The sequence below is a fragment of the Blastococcus sp. DSM 46786 genome (assembly GCF_900109665.1).
GTDB classification, from domain to species: Bacteria; Actinomycetota; Actinomycetes; order Mycobacteriales; family Geodermatophilaceae; genus Blastococcus; species Blastococcus carthaginiensis.
In genome coordinates, this window is record NZ_FOAO01000022.1 from 38,634 (window position 1) to 60,073 (window position 21,440).

The 21,440-nt window shown below is 75.4% G+C and carries 20 protein-coding genes; 11 read left to right on the top strand and 9 right to left on the bottom strand.

Annotation, left to right across the window (positions count from 1 at the left end; all coding sequences use genetic code 11):
• Positions 1–238: 238 nt before the first annotated feature.
• The 3 genes from BMW62_RS18245 to BMW62_RS18255 all read left to right on the top strand — a co-directional run bounded on the left by BMW62_RS18245 (position 239) and on the right by BMW62_RS18255 (position 2,764).
• A complete protein-coding gene (locus BMW62_RS18245; RefSeq protein WP_139206301.1) occupies positions 239–1,159 on the top strand; it encodes a DivIVA domain-containing protein in 921 nt (306 codons plus the stop codon).
• Positions 1,160–1,253: 94 nt separating this feature from the next.
• Positions 1,254–1,763, top strand: coding sequence for a universal stress protein (locus BMW62_RS18250; protein WP_091933895.1), 510 nt, complete (start codon positions 1,254–1,256; stop codon positions 1,761–1,763).
• An 80-nt stretch (positions 1,764–1,843) separates the two neighbouring features.
• Positions 1,844–2,764, top strand: coding sequence for an SMP-30/gluconolactonase/LRE family protein (locus BMW62_RS18255; RefSeq protein ID WP_091933897.1), 921 nt, complete (start codon positions 1,844–1,846; stop codon positions 2,762–2,764).
• A gap of 27 nt (positions 2,765–2,791) precedes the next feature.
• Here the strand turns inward: BMW62_RS18255 and BMW62_RS18260 are convergent, their stop codons facing one another.
• Positions 2,792–3,445, bottom strand: coding sequence for a TetR/AcrR family transcriptional regulator (locus BMW62_RS18260; protein WP_091933899.1), 654 nt, complete (start codon positions 3,443–3,445; stop codon positions 2,792–2,794).
• 123 nt (positions 3,446–3,568) lie between these two features.
• Between BMW62_RS18260 and BMW62_RS18265 the strand changes: the two genes are divergently transcribed.
• The 5 genes from BMW62_RS18265 to BMW62_RS18285 all read left to right on the top strand — a co-directional run bounded on the left by BMW62_RS18265 (position 3,569) and on the right by BMW62_RS18285 (position 8,951).
• A complete protein-coding gene (locus tag BMW62_RS18265; protein ID WP_091933901.1) occupies positions 3,569–5,050 on the top strand; it encodes a flavin-containing monooxygenase in 1,482 nt (493 codons plus the stop codon).
• Positions 5,050–5,880, top strand: coding sequence for an SDR family NAD(P)-dependent oxidoreductase (locus BMW62_RS18270; RefSeq protein ID WP_091933904.1), 831 nt, complete (start codon positions 5,050–5,052; stop codon positions 5,878–5,880). The genes BMW62_RS18265 and BMW62_RS18270 overlap by 1 nt, the downstream gene beginning before the upstream one ends.
• A gap of 40 nt (positions 5,881–5,920) precedes the next feature.
• Positions 5,921–6,931, top strand: a complete 1,011-nt coding sequence (locus tag BMW62_RS18275; RefSeq protein WP_091933906.1) for a GNAT family N-acetyltransferase — start codon at positions 5,921–5,923, stop codon at positions 6,929–6,931.
• Positions 6,932–7,023: 92 nt separating this feature from the next.
• A complete protein-coding gene (locus BMW62_RS18280; protein WP_211435192.1) occupies positions 7,024–7,680 on the top strand; it encodes a class I SAM-dependent methyltransferase in 657 nt (218 codons plus the stop codon).
• Positions 7,681–8,117: 437 nt separating this feature from the next.
• Positions 8,118–8,951, top strand: a complete 834-nt coding sequence (locus BMW62_RS18285; RefSeq protein WP_091933909.1) for an aggregation-promoting factor C-terminal-like domain-containing protein — start codon at positions 8,118–8,120, stop codon at positions 8,949–8,951.
• Positions 8,952–9,117: 166 nt separating this feature from the next.
• On the opposite strand, the gene BMW62_RS18290 is transcribed toward BMW62_RS18285, so the two are convergent.
• On the bottom strand, positions 9,118–10,290 hold the full coding sequence (locus BMW62_RS18290) for a glycoside hydrolase family 3 N-terminal domain-containing protein (RefSeq protein WP_170852459.1): 1,173 nt from the start codon (positions 10,288–10,290) through the stop codon (positions 9,118–9,120).
• Between the two features lie 225 nt (positions 10,291–10,515).
• On the opposite strand from BMW62_RS18290, the gene BMW62_RS18295 reads away from it, so the two are divergent.
• A complete protein-coding gene (locus BMW62_RS18295; protein WP_091933915.1) occupies positions 10,516–10,899 on the top strand; it encodes a hypothetical protein in 384 nt (127 codons plus the stop codon).
• Between the two features lie 3 nt (positions 10,900–10,902).
• On the opposite strand, the gene BMW62_RS18300 is transcribed toward BMW62_RS18295, so the two are convergent.
• The 6 genes from BMW62_RS18300 to BMW62_RS18325 form a co-directional block, all read right to left on the bottom strand.
• Positions 10,903–11,586: a sulfite exporter TauE/SafE family protein gene (locus BMW62_RS18300; protein ID WP_091933918.1), complete on the bottom strand. Its 684-nt coding sequence runs from the start codon at positions 11,584–11,586 to the stop codon at positions 10,903–10,905.
• 50 nt (positions 11,587–11,636) lie between these two features.
• Positions 11,637–12,071, bottom strand: a complete 435-nt coding sequence (locus tag BMW62_RS18305) for a hypothetical protein (protein WP_091933921.1) — start codon at positions 12,069–12,071, stop codon at positions 11,637–11,639.
• A gap of 53 nt (positions 12,072–12,124) precedes the next feature.
• A complete protein-coding gene (locus BMW62_RS18310; protein WP_091933923.1) occupies positions 12,125–12,844 on the bottom strand; it encodes a GAF and ANTAR domain-containing protein in 720 nt (239 codons plus the stop codon).
• A 227-nt stretch (positions 12,845–13,071) separates the two neighbouring features.
• Positions 13,072–13,929 carry an MEDS domain-containing protein gene (locus BMW62_RS18315; RefSeq protein WP_139206302.1) on the bottom strand — a complete coding sequence of 286 codons (858 nt, stop codon included), beginning with the start codon at positions 13,927–13,929 and terminating at the stop codon, positions 13,072–13,074.
• Positions 13,930–13,976: 47 nt separating this feature from the next.
• On the bottom strand, positions 13,977–15,383 hold the full coding sequence (gene pntB / locus BMW62_RS18320; protein WP_091933929.1) for a Re/Si-specific NAD(P)(+) transhydrogenase subunit beta: 1,407 nt from the start codon (positions 15,381–15,383) through the stop codon (positions 13,977–13,979).
• The gene (locus BMW62_RS18325) at positions 15,380–16,948 is read right to left on the bottom strand and encodes a Re/Si-specific NAD(P)(+) transhydrogenase subunit alpha (RefSeq protein WP_091933933.1); all 1,569 of its coding nucleotides are present in this window, start codon (positions 16,946–16,948) and stop codon (positions 15,380–15,382) included. The genes pntB and BMW62_RS18325 overlap by 4 nt, the downstream gene beginning before the upstream one ends.
• A 294-nt stretch (positions 16,949–17,242) precedes the next feature.
• Here BMW62_RS18325 and BMW62_RS18330 point away from each other — a divergent pair, with 294 nt between their 5' ends.
• Together BMW62_RS18330 and BMW62_RS18335 are read left to right on the top strand one after the other, a co-directional pair.
• Positions 17,243–19,318: a putative bifunctional diguanylate cyclase/phosphodiesterase gene (locus BMW62_RS18330; RefSeq protein WP_244524147.1), complete on the top strand. Its 2,076-nt coding sequence runs from the start codon at positions 17,243–17,245 to the stop codon at positions 19,316–19,318.
• Positions 19,315–20,151, top strand: a complete 837-nt coding sequence (locus BMW62_RS18335; RefSeq protein WP_091934054.1) for an HDOD domain-containing protein — start codon at positions 19,315–19,317, stop codon at positions 20,149–20,151. Before BMW62_RS18330 ends, BMW62_RS18335 begins: the two co-directional genes overlap by 4 nt.
• 139 nt (positions 20,152–20,290) lie before the next feature.
• Here the strand turns inward: BMW62_RS18335 and BMW62_RS18340 are convergent, their stop codons facing one another.
• Positions 20,291–21,439 (bottom strand): acyl-CoA dehydrogenase family protein, encoded by a 1,149-nt coding sequence (locus BMW62_RS18340; RefSeq protein ID WP_091933936.1) that lies wholly within the window; start codon positions 21,437–21,439, stop codon positions 20,291–20,293.
• Between the last annotated feature and the right edge of the window lies 1 nt (position 21,440).

Below are 21,440 nucleotides of genomic sequence, written 5' to 3' on the forward strand. Positions count from 1 at the left end.
TGGTTGAGAGTGCAATCATCTCTGCCCGGGTCAACACGCGTCCCCGCCCGGCTATGCCCGCTCGCCCCGACGCGGGTGCGGAGGCGCCGTGCACGCGTTCCGTGACCGGTCCGGTACACCCCGCCGTGGCACCACCGGGCCCACCGCGACACGGGTCACGGAGCCGTCACGGTGAGCCGCGCGCCCGGTGGCGCTCTGGCAGATTCCGCTCCACCTACTTCCCAGGGGGGCCATCCGGATGCTCCGGCGTGTCGAATTCGTCGCCAACCGTGTCCAGGACGAGGAGGTGCCGCCGGACGGGGTCGCCGCCCCGCCCGTGCGGGCGACCGGCGGCCTGGAGGTGCTGCTGGACCACGGGCCGTCGTTCCGCGGATCGGTGCGCGGCTACGACCGGGTGCAGGTCGACAACTACGTCGCCTGGGCCGAGAACGAGCTCTCCGCCGCCCAGCGCGAGCGCGAGCACCTGCTCGACCGCGTCGTCGCCTGCGGGACCGAGCTGGAGATCTCCCGCCGGCTCCTCGCCGAGCAGCCGGTCGGCCGGGAGCGCCCGGCGGTCAGCGCCCGCGTGGGGGAGGTGCTGCGCCTGGCCGAGGACCAGGCCGCGCAGGTGCTGGACGCCGCGGAGGCCGAGGCCGCGCAGCTGCGCGCCGACGCCCGCCTGGAGGCCGACGCCCGGCTGCGCAAGGCGCACGAGATCAAGGAGCTGGCGATCGACGTCGCCGACCAGCTGCGGGTCAACGCCCAGCGGGACCGGGCCGAGGGTGCCGCCGCCCTGGAGCAGGCGCAGGTCGAGGCCGCGGAGCTGCTGCGCATCGCGTCGGCCGAGCGGGACCGGCTGGCCGCGGAGGCCGCCGCCGAGCGGGACCGGCTGGCCGCGGAGGCCGCCGCCGAGCGGGACCGGCTGGCCGCCGAGGCCGCCGCCGAGCGCAAGGCAGCGGCGGAGCAGGCGCGCCGGGACCGCGCCGCGGCGGACGACGCCGCCGGCGCCCACCTGGCCGGCGTCCGCGCCGAGGTCGAGGACCTGTGCCGCCAGCGCGACCAGGCCCGGGAGTCGCTGCGGTGCCTGACCGACCGGATCGGTGAAGCGCTGCAGGCCGTCGGCGTCCCGCCGGCCGAGGAGCTGGCGCTGCTGGGCGGACGCGCCGAGCCCGTCGGCTGACGGCGCGCCGCGCCGGAACGTACACGGTCGCGGGTGGTGAGAGGCTGGCCGGGGCCGGTGATCGCGCCGGCGCACGGCGACGAGGAGGTCAGCGGTGGACGAGGTCCGTGAGGTCGTTCAGGTCGAGGGCGGCGTCGTGGTCGGGCACGACGGCTCGAAGTGCGCGCAGGAGGCGCTGCGCTGGGCCGGGCGGCTCGCCCGCCGCGCCGACGTGGAGCTGCACGTCGTCCGCGCCTGGTCGATGACGAGCGCTCCGCAGCCCGCCAGCTGGGAGCCGGGCTACGTGCCGCCGCTGACCGACTGGGAGCAGGCCGTGCGGGACGAGCTCGCCGCGCACGTGGCGGCGGCCGGCCTCGACCCCGCCTGCCGGGTCACCACCCACGTCGTCCACCGCGCCCCGGTGCCCGGCCTGCTCTCCGCCGCCGAGGGGGCCAGCCTGCTGGTCGTGGGCGCGCGCGGCCGCGGCGGCTTCGCCGGTCTGCTGCTGGGCTCGGTCAGCGACCAGCTGGTCCACCACGCCGCCTGCCCGGTCACCGTGGTCCGCACGGGTGCTCAGGGGCGCGACTTCACCACCGACGAGGCCGGCGCCGTCGTCGGGGAGTGACCCCCGGGGCCGGGACCGCGGTCGGGCAGACTGCCGCTGACCCGCGGGGCGACCGCGGGCGGCGAGCGGGAGGGGACGGCGTGCGCGACTTCGCGGGGACGACGGTGGTGCCGGTCGGCGAGGGGCCCGAGGACGTCCTCGTCGACGGCGCTGGGCGGGTCCTCGCCGGCCTGGCCGACGGGCGGATCGTGCGGCTGGCCGGCCCGGAGGGGCCGGTCGAGACGGTCGCCCGGGTGCCCGGCCGCCCCCTCGGGCTGGAGCTCCTGGGGGCCGACGAGCTGCTGGTGTGCGCCTCCGACGCCGGGCTGCTCGCCGTCTCGCTCGTCGACGGGGCCGTGCGGACGCTCGTCGACCAGGTGGCCGGGCGCCCGCTGCGGGCGGTCAACAACGCTGCCGTCGGCGCCGACGGGACGATCTACTTCACCGACTCCTCGCAGCGCTACCTGATCCCGCGGTGGCGGGCGGACCTGGTGCGGCGGACCGCCAGTGGGCGGCTGCTCCGGCGGGCGCCCGACGGCACGGTGACCGAGCTGCTCGGCGGCCTGGAGTTCGCCAACGGTGTCGCCCTGGCCGCCGACGAGTCGTGGGTGGCGGTCGCGGAGACCGGCGCGGCCCGGCTGCGCCGGGTGTGGCTGACCGGCGCGCGGGCCGGCACGAGCGAGGTGTTCGTCGACGACCTCCCCGGGCACCCCGACAACATCGCGCTCGGCTCGGACGGGCTGGTGTGGATCACCCTGCCGAGCCCCCGGGTCGCGGCGCTGGCCGCCATCCACCGGCTGCCCGCCCCGCTGCGCGCGCTGCTCAGCATGCTCCCGCCCCGCCTGCAGCCCAGCCCCGGCCGGACGCTCGGCGTCCTCGCGGTCGACGCGAGCGGGGCGGCGGTGCACCGCATCAGCGGCGAGATCCCCGGTTTCGAGATGCTCACCGGCGTGCGCGAGGCCGGCGGCACGCTGTGGTTCGGCAGCCTCACCGGCAGCACGGTGGCGACCCTCCGGCTCTGACGCCGCGCCTGCAGCGGCGCCCGCGGCTCAGCCCGGCGCGGCGGTGCCGTAGACGGCGGAGAGCCAGATGCCGAGCAGGACGTCGACGACGTCCTGCTCGGCGACGGCCGGGCCGTCCCCGCTGAAGGTCGCGTAGAGCACGCGCTCGTTCATCGACGTGAGGGCGACCGCGAGGTCGCGGGCGGCGGGGCCGGGCGGGGCGGCGCCGCGCGAGCGCTCGGCGTCGATCGCCGCGGCCGACCGCTGCACCCAGCGCTCGACGACCGCGGACCAGAGCGCCCGGACCTCGTCGTTGGTGGAGCGGGCCTGCGCCCAGGCGACCGTGAGCGCCCGGTGCGCGCGGAAGGTCTCGTAGTAGGCGCCGATCGCCCGCGCCCAGCCGTCCCGTGCCCCGGACGCCGGGGTGTCGAAGACCTGGCGCATCGCCGTGTCGGCCTCGGCCACCACCCGGTCGAGCAGGGCGAGCAGGACGGCGTCCTTCGAGGAGAAGTAGAAGTAGAACGTGGGCCGGGAGATGCCGGCGCCGCGCGCGAGGTCGTCGACCGAGATGGCGGCCAGCGGCCGTTCGGCCAGCAGTCGTTCGGCGGTGGCGAGGATGGCCAGCTCGCGGTCGTCGCCGGAGGGCCGGGCCGCCCGCCGGCCCCGGCCGGCGAGGGGCGGGTCGCTCGCGGCAGTCGGCACGGGACGGAGGATAGCCACCCGGCGGCGGTTGTCGACACCGTGTTGACGTTCTCGACGGACCGTCGATACCGTCGGGGCCAGCCCGCGGCAGCCCGGCCGGCGGCGCGGACCGGGGAGCGCGACGTGACCACCGACCACCTGGACGTCCTCATCGTGGGCGCCGGCCTCTCCGGCATCGGCGCCGCCTGCCACCTGGAGCTCGAGCGCCCGGGGACCAGCTACGTCCTGCTGGAGTCCCGGGCCGCGCTCGGGGGCACCTGGGACCTCTTCCGCTACCCGGGCATCCGGTCGGACTCGGACATGTTCACGCTCGGCTTCTCCTTCCGGCCGTGGCAGGAGCCCGAGTCGATCGCCGACGGCCCGGCGATCCGCCGGTACCTCGAGGAGACCGCGCGCGAGCACGGGGTCACGGAGAAGATCCGGTACCACCACCGGGTCGTGCAGGCGGAGTGGTCGAGCGCCGACGCCCGGTGGACGGTCACCGCCGAGCGGACCGACACCGGCGAGACGGTGACCCTCACCTGCTCCTGGCTGCAGGTCTGCTCCGGCTACTACCGCTACGACCAGGGCTTCCGGCCGGAGTTCCCGGGGGAGGAGCGCTTCCGCGGGCAGCTGGTCCACCCGCAGCACTGGCCCGAGGACCTCGACGTCACCGGCAAGCGGGTCGTCGTCGTCGGGAGCGGGGCCACCGCGGTCACGCTGGTGCCGAACCTGGCCGAGCAGGCCGCGCACGTGACCATGCTGCAGCGCACGCCCAGCTACGTGATGTCGCTGCCCGGCCGCGACGCCCTGGCCCAGCAGCTCCGCGCCCGGCTGCCCGAGAAGGCGGCCTACTCGGTCGTGCGGTGGAAGAACGTGCTCACCAGCACCGCGCTCTACCAGCTCAGCCGCAGGCGCCCGGCCCTGGTGCGCGCGCTGCTGCGGCGGATGACGCAGAAGCAGCTGCCGGGCATCGACGTCGACACGCACTTCAACCCGCCCTACGACCCGTGGGACCAGCGGCTGTGCCTCATCCCCGACGGCGACCTGTTCCGCGCCCTGCGCCGGGGCACGGCGTCGATCGTCACCGACCGGATCGCCACCTTCACCGAGGACGGCATCGAGCTGGCCTCGGGGGAGCGGCTGGCGGCCGACGTCGTCGTCACCGCGACCGGGCTGAACCTGCTGCCCGTGGGCGGGATGCGCATCGTCGTCGACGGAGAGCCCGTCGAGCTGCCGGAGCGGGTCTCCTACAAGGGCATGATGCTCTCCGGCGTGCCCAACTTCGCCATGGTCATCGGCTACACCAACGCCTCGTGGACGCTCAAGGCCGACCTGGTCAACCGCTACGTCTGCCGCCTGCTGGACCACCTGGACGCGCACGGCTACGCGTCGGCGACGCCGGTCGCCCCGCCCGAGGGCGGCGGCGCACCCTTCCTGGACCTCGCGGCCGGCTACGTGCAGCGCGGTCTCGCGGGCCTGCCGCAGCAGGGGCGTCGCGCGCCCTGGCGGCTGCACCAGAACTACCTGCGGGACGTCGCGGTGATGCGCCGCGGCCCGCTGGAGGACGAGGGCATGACCTTCCAGCCGCGCGTGCCGGCCACCGCCGACCGGGTCGTGGCCTGATGCGGCCCTACGCGTTCGCCGGCGGGACGGCGGTCGTCACCGGCGCGGCGAGCGGGATCGGGGAGGCGCTGGCGGAGCAGCTGGCCGGCCGCGGCAGCCACCTGGTGCTCCTGGACCGGGACGCCGAGCGGCTGGCGGCGGTGGCCGGCCGGATCACGGCCGGGCACCCCGCCCTGCGCGTCGCCACCCACGTGGTCGACCTCGCCGACGACGAGGCGACCGCCCGGGTGGCCGCGACGCTGGTCGCCGAGCACCCGGAGACCACGCTGCTGGTCAACAACGCCGGCGTGGCCCTGGGTGGGCGCTTCGACCAGGTGGGCCTCGAGGACGTCGAGTGGCTGCTGTCGATCAACCTGCGCGCCGTCGTCCGCCTCACCCACACCCTGCTGCCGGTGCTGAAGGCGCACCCCGGCGCCCACGTGGTCAACGTGTCCAGCGTCTTCGGCATCTTCGCCCCCGCCGGGCAGGTCGCCTACGCGACGAGCAAGTTCGCCGTCCGGGGGTTCAGCGAGGCGCTCCGCCACGAACTGGCCGACGACGGCATCGGCGTCACCGTGGTCCACCCCGGGGGGATCCGCACCCGGATCGCCGAGAGCGCCCGCACCGGCGCCGGGGTGTCGGTGGAGGAGTACGAGGAGGGCCGCAAGCAGTTCGGCAAGCTGCTGCGCATCCCGCCGGAGGTCGCCGCCGCGCAGATCGTCGCGGCGGTCGAGCGCCGTCGCCCGCGGCTGCTCATCGGCTGGACCGCGAAGGTGCCCGACGTGCTCGTCCGCCTGCTGCCCGGCACCTACTGGCGGCTCGTCGCCCGGCGGTCGGCGGCGAAGCGCTGAGACCGGAAAAGGGCTTGCCGCGCCCGGTAGAACGGGAGCCGTGACCCACCCCTCGCACCAGTTCGTCGAGCTCGCGCCCGACGACGACCTCTTCCCCTCCTGGTGCGAGGTGTGGGCCGCCGCGGGCCGCGACGCCCGGCCCGCGGACCCGCCCCGCCCGGCGCAGGAGCACGTCGCGCTGGGCCGCGAGCTCGTGGCGCCGGGCGGGTCGCGGGACGGCACCCACCGGGCGGCCCTCGTGGACGGCGCGGTCGCCGGCGCCCTGCGGCTGATCCTCCCGCTCAGGGACAACCCGTCGCTGGCGATGGTCGACCTCGCGGTGCACCCGGCCGCCCGGCGCCGAGGGCTGGGCAGCGCCCTGCTGGCCGAGGCCCGTGCGATCGCCGCCGCGCACGGCCGCACGCTGCTGGTGAGCGAGGTGGACGAACCGGGCCCCGGGGCACCGGGGCGGGCCTTCGCCGAGCGGCACGGCTGGAGCTGCGACCTGGTGGAGACCCGCCGGGAGCTGGCGCTGCCGGTCGACGAGGACCGGCTGGCGGCGCTGGCGGCCGGGGCCGCCGCGGCGGGCGCCGGCTACGGGATCGTCACCTGGCGGGACCGCACCCCGGACCCGCTGCTGGCCGATCGCGCGCTGCTGGAACGGCGCATGACCACCGACGCGCCGCACGGCGAGCTGCCGGTGGAGGAGGAGGAGTGGGACGGCGACCGGATCCGCGAGTACGAGCAGACCCACCTCGCCCGGGGCCGCACGGTGCTCAGCGCGGGAGCGGTGACCGGCGGCCGCCTGGTCGGGTTCACCGACCTGCAGATCACCCTCGCGCAGCCGGTGGTCGCCCACCAGGGCGGCACGCTGGTGCTGCGTGCGCACCGCGGCCACCGGCTCGGCGCCCGGATGAAGGCCGCCGTGCTGCGCGAGCTGGCCGCCGGGTTCCCTGAGGTGCGCCGCATCAGCACCTACAACTCCGACGGCAACACCCCCATGGTGGCGGTCAACGAGGAGCTCGGCTTCCGCCCCGCGGGTGCGCTCACCTCCTGGTCGGCCCGCCTCTGACACCCCATGGCCTTCGGCCGCCTCGGGGTGGTGGAAGTCGCCGACGTCCTCCACAGCCGGGCGTCCGGAGCCGGGTGCGGTTGACTGCCGGGGTGGACCGTCCCATCCCTGCGGAGTTCGTCCGCGCCCACACCCGGCCGGTGCGCCCGGAGCTGGTGCCCGAGGTGGAGCTGCTCGTCGCCGGCGACGTCGTCGCCCTGTGGGAGGCGATGGAGACCGAGCACGGTCGCACCTCCACCGACCCGCCGTTCTGGGCCGCGGCCTGGCCGGGCGGGCAGGCGGTGGCGCGGCACGTGCTCGACCACCCGGAGCTGGTGGCCGGGCGCACGGTCCTCGACCTGGGCGCCGGCAGCGGGCTGGTCGCCGTCGCGGCCGCCCTCGCCGGGGCGGGCGCGGTGCTGGCCAGCGACGTCGACCCGTTCGCGCTGACCGCGATCGCCGTCAACGCCGCCCGGAACGGGACCCCGGGCATCACCCCCGTCGGCGACGTGCTCGGTGCGGAACCGCCGGACGTCGGCGTCGTCCTGGCCGGGGACGTCTGCTACGACCGGGAGATGACCGACCGGGTGCTGCCCTTCTTGACGGCGGCCCGGGCGCGCGGTGCCGAGGTGATCATCGGCGATCCGGGGCGGGTGTACCTGCCCGAGGACCGGCTGGACCCGCTGGCGACCTACGACGTCCCCGACACCGAGCCGTCGCCGACCGGGCCCGTGCCGGTGCGCCGGACCACCGTCTGGCGGCTGCCGTGACGCCCGGGTCACGGACCGATGGCCGCCGGGGGATTGTCACGACTGCATAACGGTGGTTACCGTGGCTGCGCCCGGCCGGTCGTCCGCTCCCCACCGGGGAGGTCCGCCGGGCGCCGCCGAGTCGCCTTCCGGGGCGAGCCGGGGACCCACCGCAGCACTGGGGTGAATCGCGCGCCGGGCACGTCCCGTCGCGGGTAGCAGCGCTTCCCCCCGTCAGCCGGCCCGGTAGGCGGCACGACGGAAGAAACGGAGAGCCGCCGCATGGCGAGCCTGCGGGCCCACCTTGCACGGAACCGCAGCCGGTACGGAGCCTCGCGCGCGCCTTCCCCGCGCTGAGCGCCCGGGCGACCGCCCGACCACCGCTGCCACTCGACCACCCCCGCAGCAGCGCCGGCCACCGGCCCGCTGTGCCCTGCCCCCTGGAGCAGTTCCTCCCCATGAACCTTCGCGACACCTCGATCACCCGCGCCCCGCGCCCCACGGGCGAGCGCACCGCCCGGACGATCCGTCGTCCCGCGCTGCTCCTGGCGGTCGCCGCCGCGGGCGGGCTGCTCGTCAACGTCGTCGTCGTCGACGAGCCGGCCGCGCAGGCCGAGCCGGAGCTGGCGTCGGTCAGCGTGGCCGAGCAGCTCGGGATCCCCACCGAGGCTCCCGCCGCCGACGCCGTCGAGTCCGCCGTGCAGAGCCTCGCCCCGCTGGCCGCCAGCCGCAGCGAGCGCGCCGCCGAGCAGACCGCCGCCGCCGAGGCGCGGGCCGCGGCCGAGCAGGCCGAGCTCGACCGCCGCGCCGCGGAGGAGGCCGCGCGCAAGGCCGCCGAGGAGGAGGCCGCCCGCAAGGCCGCGGAGGAGGAGGCCGCCCGCAAGGCCGCCGAGCAGGAGGCCGCCCGGGCCGAGGCCGCTCGCCAGCAGGCGGCCAGCGCCCCCGCGCCGGCCGCGCCGGCCCCCGCCCGCTCCGCGCCCGCACCGGCCGCCGCGCCCGCCCCGGCCGGCTCCTTCAAGGACTACGCGATGGGCAAGGTGGGCTCGGGCAGCGAGTTCTCCTGCCTGGAGAGCCTGTGGGGCAAGGAGAGCGGGTGGAACCCCGACGCCCAGAACCCGCGCAGCACCGCCTACGGCATCGCGCAGTTCCTCGACTCCACCTGGGCCGGGACCGGCATCGCCAAGACCTCCGACGGCTACCGGCAGATCGACGCGGGCCTGGTCTACATCAACAACCGCTACGGCTCGCCGTGCGGCGCGTGGTCGCACTCCCAGTCCAAGGGCTGGTACTGAGAGGCCCCGTCCTCCCCACTCCTCGCAGGCTCGCAACGGGACCCGGGACGGGGCCGTTCCAGCACGTCACCAGGACCCTGCAGCGAGGCCGTTCCGCTGAGGCATAGGAAGCTCTACCTGCGTCCCACGGGGTCATCACGCAGGTAGAGCTTCCTATGCCCGGGGGTCACCCGAGCAGCCCGGCCTCGGCCTTGGCGGTGAGCGCGGTGCGGACGGCGGCGTCGACGACGTCGGCGAACCCGGGATCGGCCTCGGCCCGGGCCAGCACCGCCTCGACCATCTCGGGCACCAGGTCGCCGTCGCAGCTCAGCACCAGCGTGCCGCCGGCGGCGAGGAACCGGGTGGCCCGCTCGCCGACGGGGATGCCCTGGACCGCCGTGGCGTTGGCCAGGTCGTCGGAGACGACCACGCCGTCGAAGCCGAGCCGGTCGCGCAGCAGGTCGGTGACCACCGTGCGGGAGAAGGCCGCCTGGTTCTCCGGGTCGATCCGCGGATAGGTCGCCGACGACGTCATCACGAACCCGTCGGCAGACGTCCGGGCGAGCGCCTCGGCGAAGGCGGTGACCTGCTCGCCGTCGGCGTCGGTGACCGGGTCGACGACGCCGGCGCGGGTGTCGGTGTTGCCCTGCACCAGCCCGAGCCCGGGGAAGTGCTTGAAGGTCGGCACCACGCCGTGCGCCGCGAGGCCGTCGGCGACGGCGGCGGCGTCCTCGGCCACCTCGGGCCCGGTGCCGGCGTACTGGCGGCCGAAGGCGCCGATCGGCTCGTTGCCCTCCTCGGTGCCGGCCGGGACGACGTCGGCGACCGGCGCGAGGTTCAGGTTCACCCCGGCCGAGCTCAGCTCCCGCCCCAGGCCGTCGGCGAGGCCGGCGAGCCGCCCGGCGGGCAGCGCGCCCTGCTCGGCGGCGGCGGGGAGCCGCTCGAACCCCTCGCCCTTCAGCGTCTGCACCGCGCCGCCCTCCTGGTCGACCGCGATCCACAACCCCGGCCCGGGGGCGTGCTGCTGCCAGCGCGCGGTCGTCGCGGCCAGCTCGGTGGCCGGGGCGGCGCTCCGGCCGGCGAGGAACACGCCGCCCACCCCCTGGGCCACGAGCGCCTCGGCGTCGCCGAGGTCGTCCAGCGCGACGCCCGCGACGAACAGCTGGGCGACCTCCGCCCGCCGGTCGAGCGCGGCCAGGGCGGCGTCGACGGCGGCCGCGGGGTCCTCCGGCACCGTGCGGTCAGGGGCGGCGTCGGCGGTGGCCGAGGCCGGGCGGACGGCGATCGGGGTGCTGCAGCCGGCCAGCACCGTGCAGAGCGCGACGGAGGTGAGGGCCGGCAGGATGCCGCGGAGGTGCACGGTTCTCCCAGGGGTTCGGGGTCGGTCCGCGGGCCAGCTTCCGCGGGGCGGCGCCCCCGTCCGTGCTCCGACGCGTGGTGGGCGCCCCTCCCGTCCCACCGGGCCCCGGCGCACCGGCCGCACCGGCCGCGCGGCCCGGGAATGCCCGGGCGAGCCGCCGCGGCGCGCTCGCGGCGGAGTGCTCGCGCTGCCTAAGGTCGGTGCAGCAGCGACGGAGGGGGAGCGATGACCGAGGCCGGTGACGACGACCGGACCACCCCGCAGGGCGGGTTCGTGGGCCGGTCGATCGACGAGTTCGTGAGCCAGCTGCGGTTCTTCAGCGACCGCGCCCGAGGGCTCGCGGGCAGCGCGACGTCCCGGCTCCCGCTGCCCGCACTGCCCAGCCCGCCCGGCGCGATGTCCGCCGCCCAGCTCCGCGCGATCAAGGAGATGGTGACCGCGCAGCGCAGCTCGATCGCGGCGATGCGGGCCCAGCTGGACGCCTTCGACCAGCAGCTCGCCGTCTTCGAGCGGATCCTCGACCCGCTGGTCGAGTGGAGCGGGACGTGGGCGCGGCTGGAAGAGGCCGTCGGCGACATCGTCCGCCGGGAGCCCCCCGCCGAGCAGTGACGGTCAGCCCGCCAGCGACCTGACGAGCAGCGCCGCCCCGGAGAGCAGGCACAGCACCAGGGCGGCGCGGCGCATCACCGGCAGCGCCAGCCGGCGGCGCAGCGGTCCCGCGAGCAGGAAGCCGACCAGCACGAAGGGCACCAGCCCCGCCCCGGCGGCCAGCCCGCCGCCGGTGAGCTCGCCACCGGCCAGCAGGACACCCAGGGAGAGCAGCGTCGTCCCGACGAAGAACACCGACAGGTTCGCCCGCTGGGCGGCCGGTGTGGGCGCCCGGTAGGTGACCACGAGGGGCGGGCCCGGCGTCGCCGCGACCGTCGACAGCGTGCCGGAGGCGAACCCGGCGACGGCGAGCGCGCGCCGCCCGCCCGGCAGCCGCACCCCGGCGAGCGACGCACCGCAGGCCAGCAGCACCACGAGGGCGACCGTTATGCCCAACATCCGACCATCGATCACCTGCAACAGCAGCAAACCCGCGACGACGCCCGGGACCGACGCCAGCACCGCGCCGCGCATGGCCGTTAACTCCAGCGCGGCGCGCTCGCGCCACACCACCGGCAGCAGCGCGGCGAGCGTGCCCACCAGCAGGGGGCCGGGCACCAGTGCAGGCTGCACGAGCAGCACCAGCGGACCGGCGAGCAGGCCGAAGCCCATGCCGGTCGCCGTCTGGACGACCGAGGCCAGCAGCACCGCCAGGCCGCAGACCAGCAGCGCGACCGGGTCGGTGGTCAGCTCCCCGGTCAGTAGCCGTCGTCCTCGTCCCCGGGGGGACGGCGGCGCAGCAGGCCGGTCACCGAGCCAACGCGGGTCTGGGCCTGGCGCAGGCCGTGGATCAGCGGCATCAGGTCGTCGTGGATGCGGCGCAACGTCTCCGGCACGGTGTCGACGGCGGGGTCGTCCAGCACCCGCCCGACCCGCTCGATGCCCGGGCGCAGGGCCCGCACCGGCTCCTCGAGCTCCTCGACCAGGCCCTCCAGCCGCTCGGCCATCCGCTGGGCGGACGCGATGGTCTCCCGGGCGGCGGTGGTGGCGGCGGTGAGCTCCCGGACCGTGCCGTTGAGGTCGGCCAGCGTCCGGGGGAGCTGGGACAGCGCCTCCGTCTGCGTCTGGAGCAGCGCGATCAGCTCGCCGAGCCCGGGGATGCGGGGGATGCCGAGCCCGCGGAAGGGATCCACCTGGAAACCGTGGGCGACCGGCGCCGCGGGCGCAACTCCTCGGGGCGCCGCGGTCAGTCCGGCCGCAGCTGCCCGGTCAGCACGAACCGCGCGGCGACGTCCCGCAGCTTGGTGTTGCTCTCCATCGACACGCGGGCCAGCAGCTGGAACGCCTGGTCGGCGGTGAGCTTGTGCCGCTCCATGAGGATGCCCTTGGCCTGGTCGATGGCGGCCCGGTGCTCCAGGGCGGCCTGCAGGTGCTCGGCCCGCTCCGCGGCGGTCTCGTACAGGTACATGTTGGACACCGGGCCGACGGCGTAGGCGGCGAGCCGGGAGACCAGGGAGCGGGTGCGGTCGTCGGCGACCGGGAAGTCCCGGGCGTAGACGTTCATCGACCCGGAGACCAGCTCCTGCACCGGCAGCGGGTAGGACAGCGTGCTCCCGCAGCCCCGCGCGGCCGCCTCGGCGCCGAACGCCGGCCAGCGCGGCTCGGACCGGGTGTCGGTGACGACGGTGGGCCGGCCGGTCGTGGCCGCGTCGAGGCAGGGACCGGTGCCCAGCCGGTACTGCAGCTCGTCCAGCTCCACGGCCAGTTCCCCGCTGGCGGCCACCGTGCTGGGGCGGCCGTCGCCGAGGATCGTCACCGAGGCCACCGGGCGGCCCGGGAGGATGCGGGTGGCCAGCTCGGTCACCGTGCGCAGCACGGACTCCAGCGAGTGCTCCGCGAAGGAGAGCCGGGCCAGCTCGTCGAATGCCGGCTGGACGGCGAGGGCATCGTCGTCAGGGGGTGTCACGCCTTGCACTCCGTCGGTTCCTGCACCGGACGTACGCGCGCCGGCGGTCAGAGGAGGGCTCCCGCGTGGTTCCAGGACGCCCTCGGTGCCGGGCCCAGGAGGCCCGGCCGCGCGCCGGCTGTGTGACGCGTGTGCAGCAGTGCTCAATATGGCCACCGGCCAGGGCCGATCCCGGGCGGCGTGCGACGTCGGCGTGGGCCCGGCCGCAGCAGGGAGCTGGGGCGGGGTCAGACGGCGGTGGTGAAGGTGACGGGTGCCCACCGGTCGAACCCCAGCAGCGGCCACGCCCGCCGCACCAGCGGCGGGGCGTCGCGCAGCTCCACCCGTACCCCCGTGCCGGCGAGCGTCCGGACCCAGCGGGCGATCGCCCGGCAGCCGGCGACGTCGGCGAACCCGAGGCCGGAGAGCGCCAGCGTGCAGTTGCCGCCCTCGACCGGCGAGGTGGCCAGGACCCGGGCGAGCCGCTCCGCACCGACCAGGTCGACGTCGCCGACCAGGGCGACCCGGTGCCGGTCGAAGAACACCTGGAAGGCGGGGGGAGCGCCGGGCGCGTGGACCTGCGGGTGCACGGCGGTCACCGCGTCCAGGGCCGCCGCCGTCAGGTCGCCGTCGTAGAGGCACATCGCCGACATGCCGGGCCCGCGGGCGATGTACTCGTCGGCCACGTGCTCCCACCGGGCCAGCTCCGCCCGGGCGCCGGGGTCCTCGGCCAGCCCGCTGACGTCGGCGAGCACGCGCAGCCCGCGGTAGCCCTCCGCCCGGGCATCCCGGGTCGCCCGGGCGTAGAAGGCGCGCTGCCGCTCGGCGCTGAACGCCCCGGTGGCGGCGTAGGCCTCCTCCAGCGAGAGCAGCTGCAGGGTGCCGGCGGCGGCGAGCGCCGCGACGTCACCGAGGGACGCGCCGCCACGGCGGACGGCCGCCACGACCCGGTCGCCCACGCCCAGCAGGCGTTCCCCGCGGTCCAGCCCGCCGCGGGCGAACGCCAGCACCGCGGCGTCGAGCTCCTCCTCGCCGCGGAACACCCAGCAGACGTGGTCGCGCGCCCGGGGTGGAGGCACCTCCCGCACCGGCCCGTGAACGCGCATGTGCTCACGGTAATGGCTCCCGCCGCGGTGGGACAGCCGGGCGGAGGTCACAGCGCCTTCAGGATGTCCTCCACCCGCTCCCGGGCATCGCCGAAGAGCATGCGGCTGTTCTCCCGGAAGAAGAGGGGGTTCTGCACGCCGGCGTACCCGGTGTTCATGGAGCGCTTGAACACCACCACGTGCTCGGCCTCCCACACCCGGAGCACCGGCATGCCGGCGATCGGGCTGGCCGGGTCGTCGGTCGCGGCGGGGTTGACCGTGTCGTTGGCGCCGATGACCAGGACGACCGACGTGCCGGCGAGGTCGTCGTTGATCTCGTCCATCTCGAGGACGACGTCGTAGGGCACCTTGGCCTCGGCGAGGAGCACGTTCATGTGCCCGGGCAGGCGCCCGGCGACCGGGTGGATGCCGAAGCGCACGTCGACGTCGTGCGCGCGCAGCTTGCGGGTGAGCTCGGCGACGGCGGACTGTGCCTGGGCGACGGCCATGCCGTAACCGGGGGTGATGACCACCGACTTCGCGTCCCGCAGCAGCTCGGCGGTCTCCTCGGCGGTGATCTCGGTGTGCTCGCCGTAGTCCACGTCGGACGACGCCGCGGCGCCCTCGTTGCCGAACCCCCCGGCGATCACCGAGAGGAACGAGCGGTTCATCGCCTTGCACATGATGTAGGAGAGGTAGGCACCGGACGAGCCGACCAGGGCGCCGGTGATGATCAGCAGGTCGTTGCCCAGGAGGAAGCCCGACGCGGCGGCGGCCCAGCCCGAGTAGCTGTTGAGCATCGAGACGACGACGGGCATGTCGCCGCCGCCGATCGAGGCCACCAGGTGCCAGCCCAGCGCCAGGGCCAGCACCGTGACGACCGAGAGCACGAGCAGGTTCGGCGCGGCCACGAACACGACGGTCAGGACGGCGAACAGCGCCAGGGCGCCCAGGTTGAGCCAGTTGCGGCCCGGCAGCACCAGCGGGTTGCTCTTGATCCGGGCCGAGAGCTTGAGGAAGGCGACGATCGAGCCGGTGAACGTGACCGCGCCGATGAAGACGCCGACCACCACCTCGCCGGAGTGGATGCCGGCCTCGGCGCCGGTGAGCGTCGAGCCGCCGTCGGCACCCTCGACGGAGAGGTAGCCGTTCCAGCCCACGAGCACCGCGGCCAGGCCGACGAAGCTGTGCAGCAGCGCGATGAGCTCGGGCATGCCGGTCATCTCGACCACGCGCGCCCGCCACAGGCCGATGGCCGCGCCGATGACCACCGCGAGCACGAGCAGGGTGAGCCCCACGGCAGAGATGTCCCGCGTGGCCAGGCCGACCGTGGCGGCCAGCGCGATCGCCATGCCCGCGATGCCGTAGGCGTTCCCGGCCTTGGCCGTCTCGTGCCTCGACAGCCCGGCCAGGCTCAGGATGAACAGCAGGGCGGCGACGATGTAGGCCGCGGCCGCGGCGGTGGTGGCGGTCATCGGACGGCGCTCTCCGGGCTCGGGCCGCGGGAGAACATGCCCAGCATGCGGCGGGTGACGGCGAAGCCGCCGAAGACGTTGATGCTGGCCACGAGCGTGGCGACGAACGCCAGCACGCGCACCACGCCGTCGTCGCTGCCGAGCTGCAGCAGCGCGCCGACGACGATGATCCCGGAGATGGCGTTGGTGACGCTCATCAGCGGCGTGTGCAGGGCGTGGTGCACCTTCCCGATCACGTAGAAGCCGACGACGACGGCGAGCGCGAACACCGTGAGGTGCCCGAGGAGCTCGTCGGGGGAGAAGGCGGCGACCAGGAAGAGCAGGGCGGCACCGAGCCCCACCAGGGCGAACCGGCGCCCGGGCGCGGGCGTCCGCTGCGGAACGGCGGGGGTGCCCGCCGTCGCCCCCGCGGGAGGAGCGGCCGGCGGCGGTGCCGCCGAGACCTGCACGGGTGGCGGGGGCCAGGTCAGCTCGCCCTCGCGGACCACCGTGATGCCCCGCTGCACGACGTCGTCGAGGTCCAGGACGAGCCGGCCGTCCTTGCCGGGCGTCAGCAACTTGAGCAGGTTGACCAGGTTGGTGCCGTAGAGCTGCGAGGCCTGCGCCGGGAGCCGGGCAGGCAGGTCGGTGTACCCGATGATGGTGACGCCGTTCGGGGTCACCACCACCTCGTCGGCCACCGAGCCGGCCACGTTCCCGCCCTGCGCGGCGGCCATGTCGACGATCACCGACCCGGAGCGCATCGAGGCCACCATCTCCTCGGTGAGCAGCCGCGGCGCCGGCCGGCCGGGGATCAGGGCCGTGGTGATGACGATGTCGACGTCCCGGGCCTGCTCGGCGTACATCTGCGCGGCCCGCCGGTTGAAGTCCTCGCCCATCTCGCGGGCGTAGCCGTCGCTGCTGACCTCCTGCTCCCCGGCGGGGACGGCGACGTACTCGCCGCCCAGGGAACGCACCTGCTCGGCCACCTCGGGGCGGACGTCGGTGGCCCGCACGATGGCGCCCAGGCTGGACGCGGTGCCGATCGCGGCCAGCCCGGCCACCCCCGCACCGGCGACGAGCACCTTGGCCGGCGGCACCTTGCCCGCCGCGGTCACCTGGCCGGTGAAGAACCGGCCGAACACGTTGGCCGCCTCGACGACCGCCCGGTACCCGGCGATGTTGGCCATCGAGGACAGCACGTCCATCGACTGCGCCCGCGAGATGCGGGGGACGGCGTCCATGGCCAGCACGGTGATCGGGCGGGCGGCGAGCGCCTCGACCAGCTCGGGGTTCAGCGCGGGGGAGAGGAGGCTGATCAGCGTCGCGCCGTCGGCCAGCCGCCCGATCTCGTCGCGGGCGGGGGCGTTCACCCGCAGCACGACCTCGGCCGCCCACGCCTCGGCCGCCGCGTCGATCCGCGCCCCGGCGGCCACGTAGGCGTCGTCGGGGAAGCTGGCCGCCGTCCCGGCGCCGGTCTCCACCACGACGTCGTAGCCCAGCTGCACCAGCTGCGTGACCGTCGCCGGTGTCGCCGCGACCCGGGTCTCGCGGGGCCGCGTCTCGCGCGGGACTCCGATCTGCATCGTGGCGCTCCGTTCCTCGGTGGGCAGGCCTGGTCGCCTGACCCCGGTGGTGGGGTCGTTCGCGGTGCTCGGTGGGTTGGACGGATCTTGCCTGCTGACGCACGGTCGCGGTGCGTGGCTGCGTAATTGTGAGGCACGGCACGCCGGGGTCGGATCGCCGCGGACGACCGGGCGCCGGACCCACCCGAACGGGGGGTCCGCCCCGCTTCCGGGTGCAGGCCGCACGGTCGACCGGCCGAAGAACGCCCTGGCGGGTCCAGACCTGGGCGCCTGCTGCGAGCCGAGGGGAGGACCGTGTCCGTCATCCTGAACCGCCCCGGCGACGACCGCGTCCCACCGGAGATCGTCACCTCGGTCTTCTACAGCGCCACCGTCAGCGACAACCTGGCGATCGTGGTCGCCGAGATGGTGGCCGGCCGGGCCCGGCTGAGCTGGGGCAACGCCGGCGCGGTCGAGCTGCTCGGCTACGGCCTGGACGACCTCCGCGCCCTCCCCGTCGATCACCTCTTCCCGACCCTCGGGGGCGGCGAGCTCCGGCTGCTGCTGCGCCGGGAGCGGTCCGCCCGGATGACGCTGCCGGTGCGCACCGCGAGCGGCGCCGCCGTCGAGGCGGTGGTCACCACGACGCCGTCCCCGAGCGGCCGGATGTGGACGGTGCGGATCGTCTCCACGACCAACGAGCTGGAGCGTGCGCTGCGGGCCACCGCCGACGCCCACGAGCGGCGCTTCTCCACGCTGACCGAGCGGTCGCCGGTGCCGACGCTGCTCTCCGAGCAGGGCATGCGCCTGGCCCACGTGAACGACGCGTTCTGCAGCCTGGTCGGCCGCCGCGCCGAGCAGCTGCTGGGCACCGGCTGGATGGACACCGTGCACGAGGACGACCTCGACACCGTGATCGAGCAGGTCTCCGCGGCCCTGGACGGCGAGGAGGTGGAGGCCCAGGCCCGCCTGCTGCGCGAGGACGGGTCGGTCCGCACGACCGTCATCCGTTTCGCCCACCTGTTCACCCCCGGCGTGGGCGCGGGCTTCGTCGGCACGATCGAGGACATCACCGACCGGCTCGCGTTCGAGGCCGCGCTCGCGCACCAGGCGAGCCACGACCCGCTGACCGGGCTGCCGAACCGGACGCTGCTGGCCCGGTACGTCGCGGAGCGGTTCGCGCCGGGCACCGGCACCCTGGCCTGCCTCTTCCTCGACCTGGACAACTTCAAGGTCGTCAACGACTCCCTGGGGCACACCGCGGGCGACGAGCTGCTCACCGAGGTGGCCGACCGGCTGCGGTCGGTCGTCCGGCCGGGCGACCTGGTGGCCCGTTTCGGCGGCGACGAGTTCGTGGTGGTCTGCGAGGACGTCGACCAGCCCGCAGCGGTGGCGCTCGCCGAGCGGATCACGGCCGAGCTGGCCCGGCCGGTGCGGCTGGGCGGCGTCGACGTGCGGCCCCACGCCAGCGTCGGGGTGACCGTGCAGACCGAGGAGCACGTCGCGGCCGAGGAGCTGATCCGCGACTGCGACATCGCCATGTACCAGGCCAAGGCCGAGGGCAAGGGGCGGATCACCGTGCTGGACCAGCGGGCGCGCGAGGAGGCGCGGGACAAGCTGAGGCTGGTCGCCGAGCTGCGCGACGCCATCGAGCGCCGCGAGATCACCCTGCTCTACCAACCGATCTTCAGCGCCGACGACGGCCGTCCGGTCGCCGTCGAGTCGCTGGCCCGGTGGACCCACGCCGACCGCGGCCCGATCAGCCCGGCGGTGTTCGTGCCCCTGGCGGAGGAGAGCGGTCTCATCGCCGGTCTCGGTCTGCTCGTCCTGGACGAGACGTGCCGGCAGCTGGCCGAGTGGGACCGCGGCACGGGCCCGGCGGCGCCACCGCGGGCCAACGTCAACGTCTCGGCCCTGCAGCTGGACGCCAACCTGCCCGCGCAGGTGGCCGAGGCGCTGGAGCGGCACGGGCTTGACCCGTCCCGGATCTCGGTGGAGATCACCGAGTCGGCGCTGATGAAGGACCCCGACTCCGCCCGCGCGGTCCTCCACGAACTGCGCGACCTCGGCATCGAGCTGGCGATCGACGACTTCGGCACCGGCTACTCGTCGCTGGCCTACCTGCGGCACCTGCCCGTGGACTGCCTGAAGGTGGACCGGTCGTTCGTCGCGGAGCTGGCACACGGGCACACCGAGATCGCCTCCGCCGTCATCGCGCTGGCCCGCAGCCTCAACCTGAGCACCGTCGCCGAGGGCGTCGAGACCGCCGAGCAGGCCGCGGAGCTCGGCCGGCTGGGCGCCACCTACCTGCAGGGGTTCAGCCTGAGCCCGCCGATGACCGGGGCGGACGCCGCCGCCTGGTTCGTGTCCCACGGAGAGTGCACCCGATGACCGTCACCCCGCTCCCGTCCCGCGGTGAGGCGGCCCCCGTCTTCGACCTGGAGAAGGTCCTCGCGGGCATCGACACGATGGCGGCCCAGCGCCCGGTCGCGGCGCAGATCGTCTCGGTGGCGAACTCCGATGACACCAGCGCCAAGGTGCTGTCCCGGATCCTCGCTTCCGACGTCGCCCTCGCCGGCCGGGTGATGAAGCTGGCCAACTCGGCCTACTTCGGCATGCGCGGGCGGGTCACCTCCCTGCAGTTCGCGGTCACGGTGGTCGGCTTCACCACGGTCCGGACGATGGCGACCGTCGCGCTCACCGAGCTGGACGACGAGTCCCGGCTGCCGGAGGACTTCTGGGACGTGACCACCTACCTGGCCCTGGCGTCCTCCACGCTGGCGCCGCGCTTCGGGGAGCGGTCGCAGGACGCGCTCTGCGTGGGGCTGCTCGCCCAGTTGGGTGCGGCGCTGCTGCACCACGACGACCCCGAGGGCTACGGGGCGCTGGTGGCCGAGCACCCGGACTTCGCCCAGCGGCGCACCGCCGAGCTGCACCGCTACGGCATCAACAGCGTGCGGCTGACCGCCGTCGCGCTGGAGCAGTGGGGCTTCCCGCACACCATGACCAACCGGCTCAACCAGGTCGACGACGCCACCTCGGTGGAGGGCGGGCTGCTCCGCGCGGCCTTCGAGGTCGCCGCCCGGCTGACCGTCGAGGACCACGAGGCGGTGCCGATCGCCCGGCTCTCCTGCGGTCAGCTGCGCGAGGACGACGTGGTGCCGGTGCTGGACCAGGTCCGGGCCGACGCCGACGAGCTCCGCCGGGCGATGCTCGGCGACTGAGCAGGGACCGCCCGACGGTGTGCGCCGGTGCGCACGTCCACCGCCTGAACCTGCTCGGCAGCGGTCACCGTCGGCCCGGGCGCGACGGAGCCCCGCCCCCCGGGTCGAGGGACGGGGCTCCGTGGCCGGGGCGTGTGCTCTAGACCGCGTAGGGCGCGCCCAGCGGGTCGATGGTCGCCCGGTCGCCCACCGTGCGGGCCAGCCGCGCGACGGCGAAGTCGCCGTCACCGAGCAGGTGGTCGATGGCGGTGAGCCGGCTGGTGTAGTGCCCGACGGAGTACTCCGCGGTCACGCCGATGCCACCGTGCAGCTGGATGGCCTCCTTGCCGATGTGCCGGCCGGCGCGGCTGGTCTGCAGCCGGGCCCGGTCGGCGGCGGAGACGACGTCGCCCCCGGCGTCCAGCACCATCGAGGCCCACAGCGCGGCGCTCCGGGCCAGCTCCAGGGACACGTACATGTCCGCGGCGCGGAAGGTGAGCGCCTGGAACCGGTTCAGGGTGACGCCGAACTGCTTGCGGGTCTTGAGGTACTCCGCGGTGGTGCGCAGCGCGGTGTCCATCGCGCCGATCGCCTCGTGGCTGTAGGCGATCCGGGCCTCGGCCAGCGCCCGCTCGATGGCGGCGGTCTGGTCCCCGCCGGTGCCGAGCAGGGTCGCGGGCGTGCCGTCGAAGCGGACGTTGGCCGCCCGGGTGCCGTCGTGCGTGCGGTAGCCGGTGCGGGTCAGGCCCGCGGCGTCGCCCTGCACGAGGAAGAGCCCGGTCCCGCCGTCGATGACGGCCGAGACGACGAGGACGTCGGCCCGGGCGCCGGCCGGCACCGGCTCCTTGACGCCGGAGAGCGTCCAGTCGTCGCCGGCCTGCGTGGCGGTGACCGCCGCAGCCGACGCGCTCCAGCGGGTCCCGATCTCCGCGTGGGCGAAGGCAGGCACGGTGGTGCCCTCGGCGATGGCGGCGAGGAGCTCGCCCTTCTGCTCGTCGGTGCCGACGGCGGCGATCAGGCCACCGGCGAGGACGACGGCCTCGATGAACGGCTCGGGGGCGATGACCCGGCCGATCTCCTCGGCGACGATCGCCACCTCGATCGGCCCCGCGCCCATGCCGCCGTGCTCCTCGGCGAAGGGCAGTCCGAGCAGGCCCATCTCGGCCAGCCGGGACCAGGTCTTCTCGTCGAAGCCCGGGTCGTTCGCGGCGACCTTGCGGCGCGTCTCGCTGTCGCTGTACGCGCGCTCCAGCAGGCCGCGGACGGCCTCCCGCAGGTCGTTCTGCTCGCTGTCGAAGGTGAAGTCCACG

What these genes read in the sequence shown, in the direction of transcription:
- BMW62_RS18245 (WP_139206301.1), top strand. Translation starts at nt 239, where the DNA reads ATGCTCCGGCGTGTCGAATTCGTCGCCAACCGTGTCCAGGACGAGGAG.
- BMW62_RS18270 (WP_091933904.1), top strand. Translation starts at nt 5,050, where the DNA reads ATGCGGCCCTACGCGTTCGCCGGCGGGACGGCGGTCGTCACCGGCGCG.
- BMW62_RS18285 (WP_091933909.1), top strand. Translation starts at nt 8,118, where the DNA reads ATGAACCTTCGCGACACCTCGATCACCCGCGCCCCGCGCCCCACGGGC.
- BMW62_RS18295 (WP_091933915.1), top strand. Translation starts at nt 10,516, where the DNA reads ATGACCGAGGCCGGTGACGACGACCGGACCACCCCGCAGGGCGGGTTC.
- BMW62_RS18315 (WP_139206302.1), bottom strand. Translation starts at nt 13,929, where the DNA reads ATGCGCGTTCACGGGCCGGTGCGGGAGGTGCCTCCACCCCGGGCGCGC.
- pntB (WP_091933929.1), bottom strand. Translation starts at nt 15,383, where the DNA reads ATGACCGCCACCACCGCCGCGGCCGCGGCCTACATCGTCGCCGCCCTG.
- BMW62_RS18325 (WP_091933933.1), bottom strand. Translation starts at nt 16,948, where the DNA reads ATGCAGATCGGAGTCCCGCGCGAGACGCGGCCCCGCGAGACCCGGGTC.
- BMW62_RS18335 (WP_091934054.1), top strand. Translation starts at nt 19,315, where the DNA reads ATGACCGTCACCCCGCTCCCGTCCCGCGGTGAGGCGGCCCCCGTCTTC.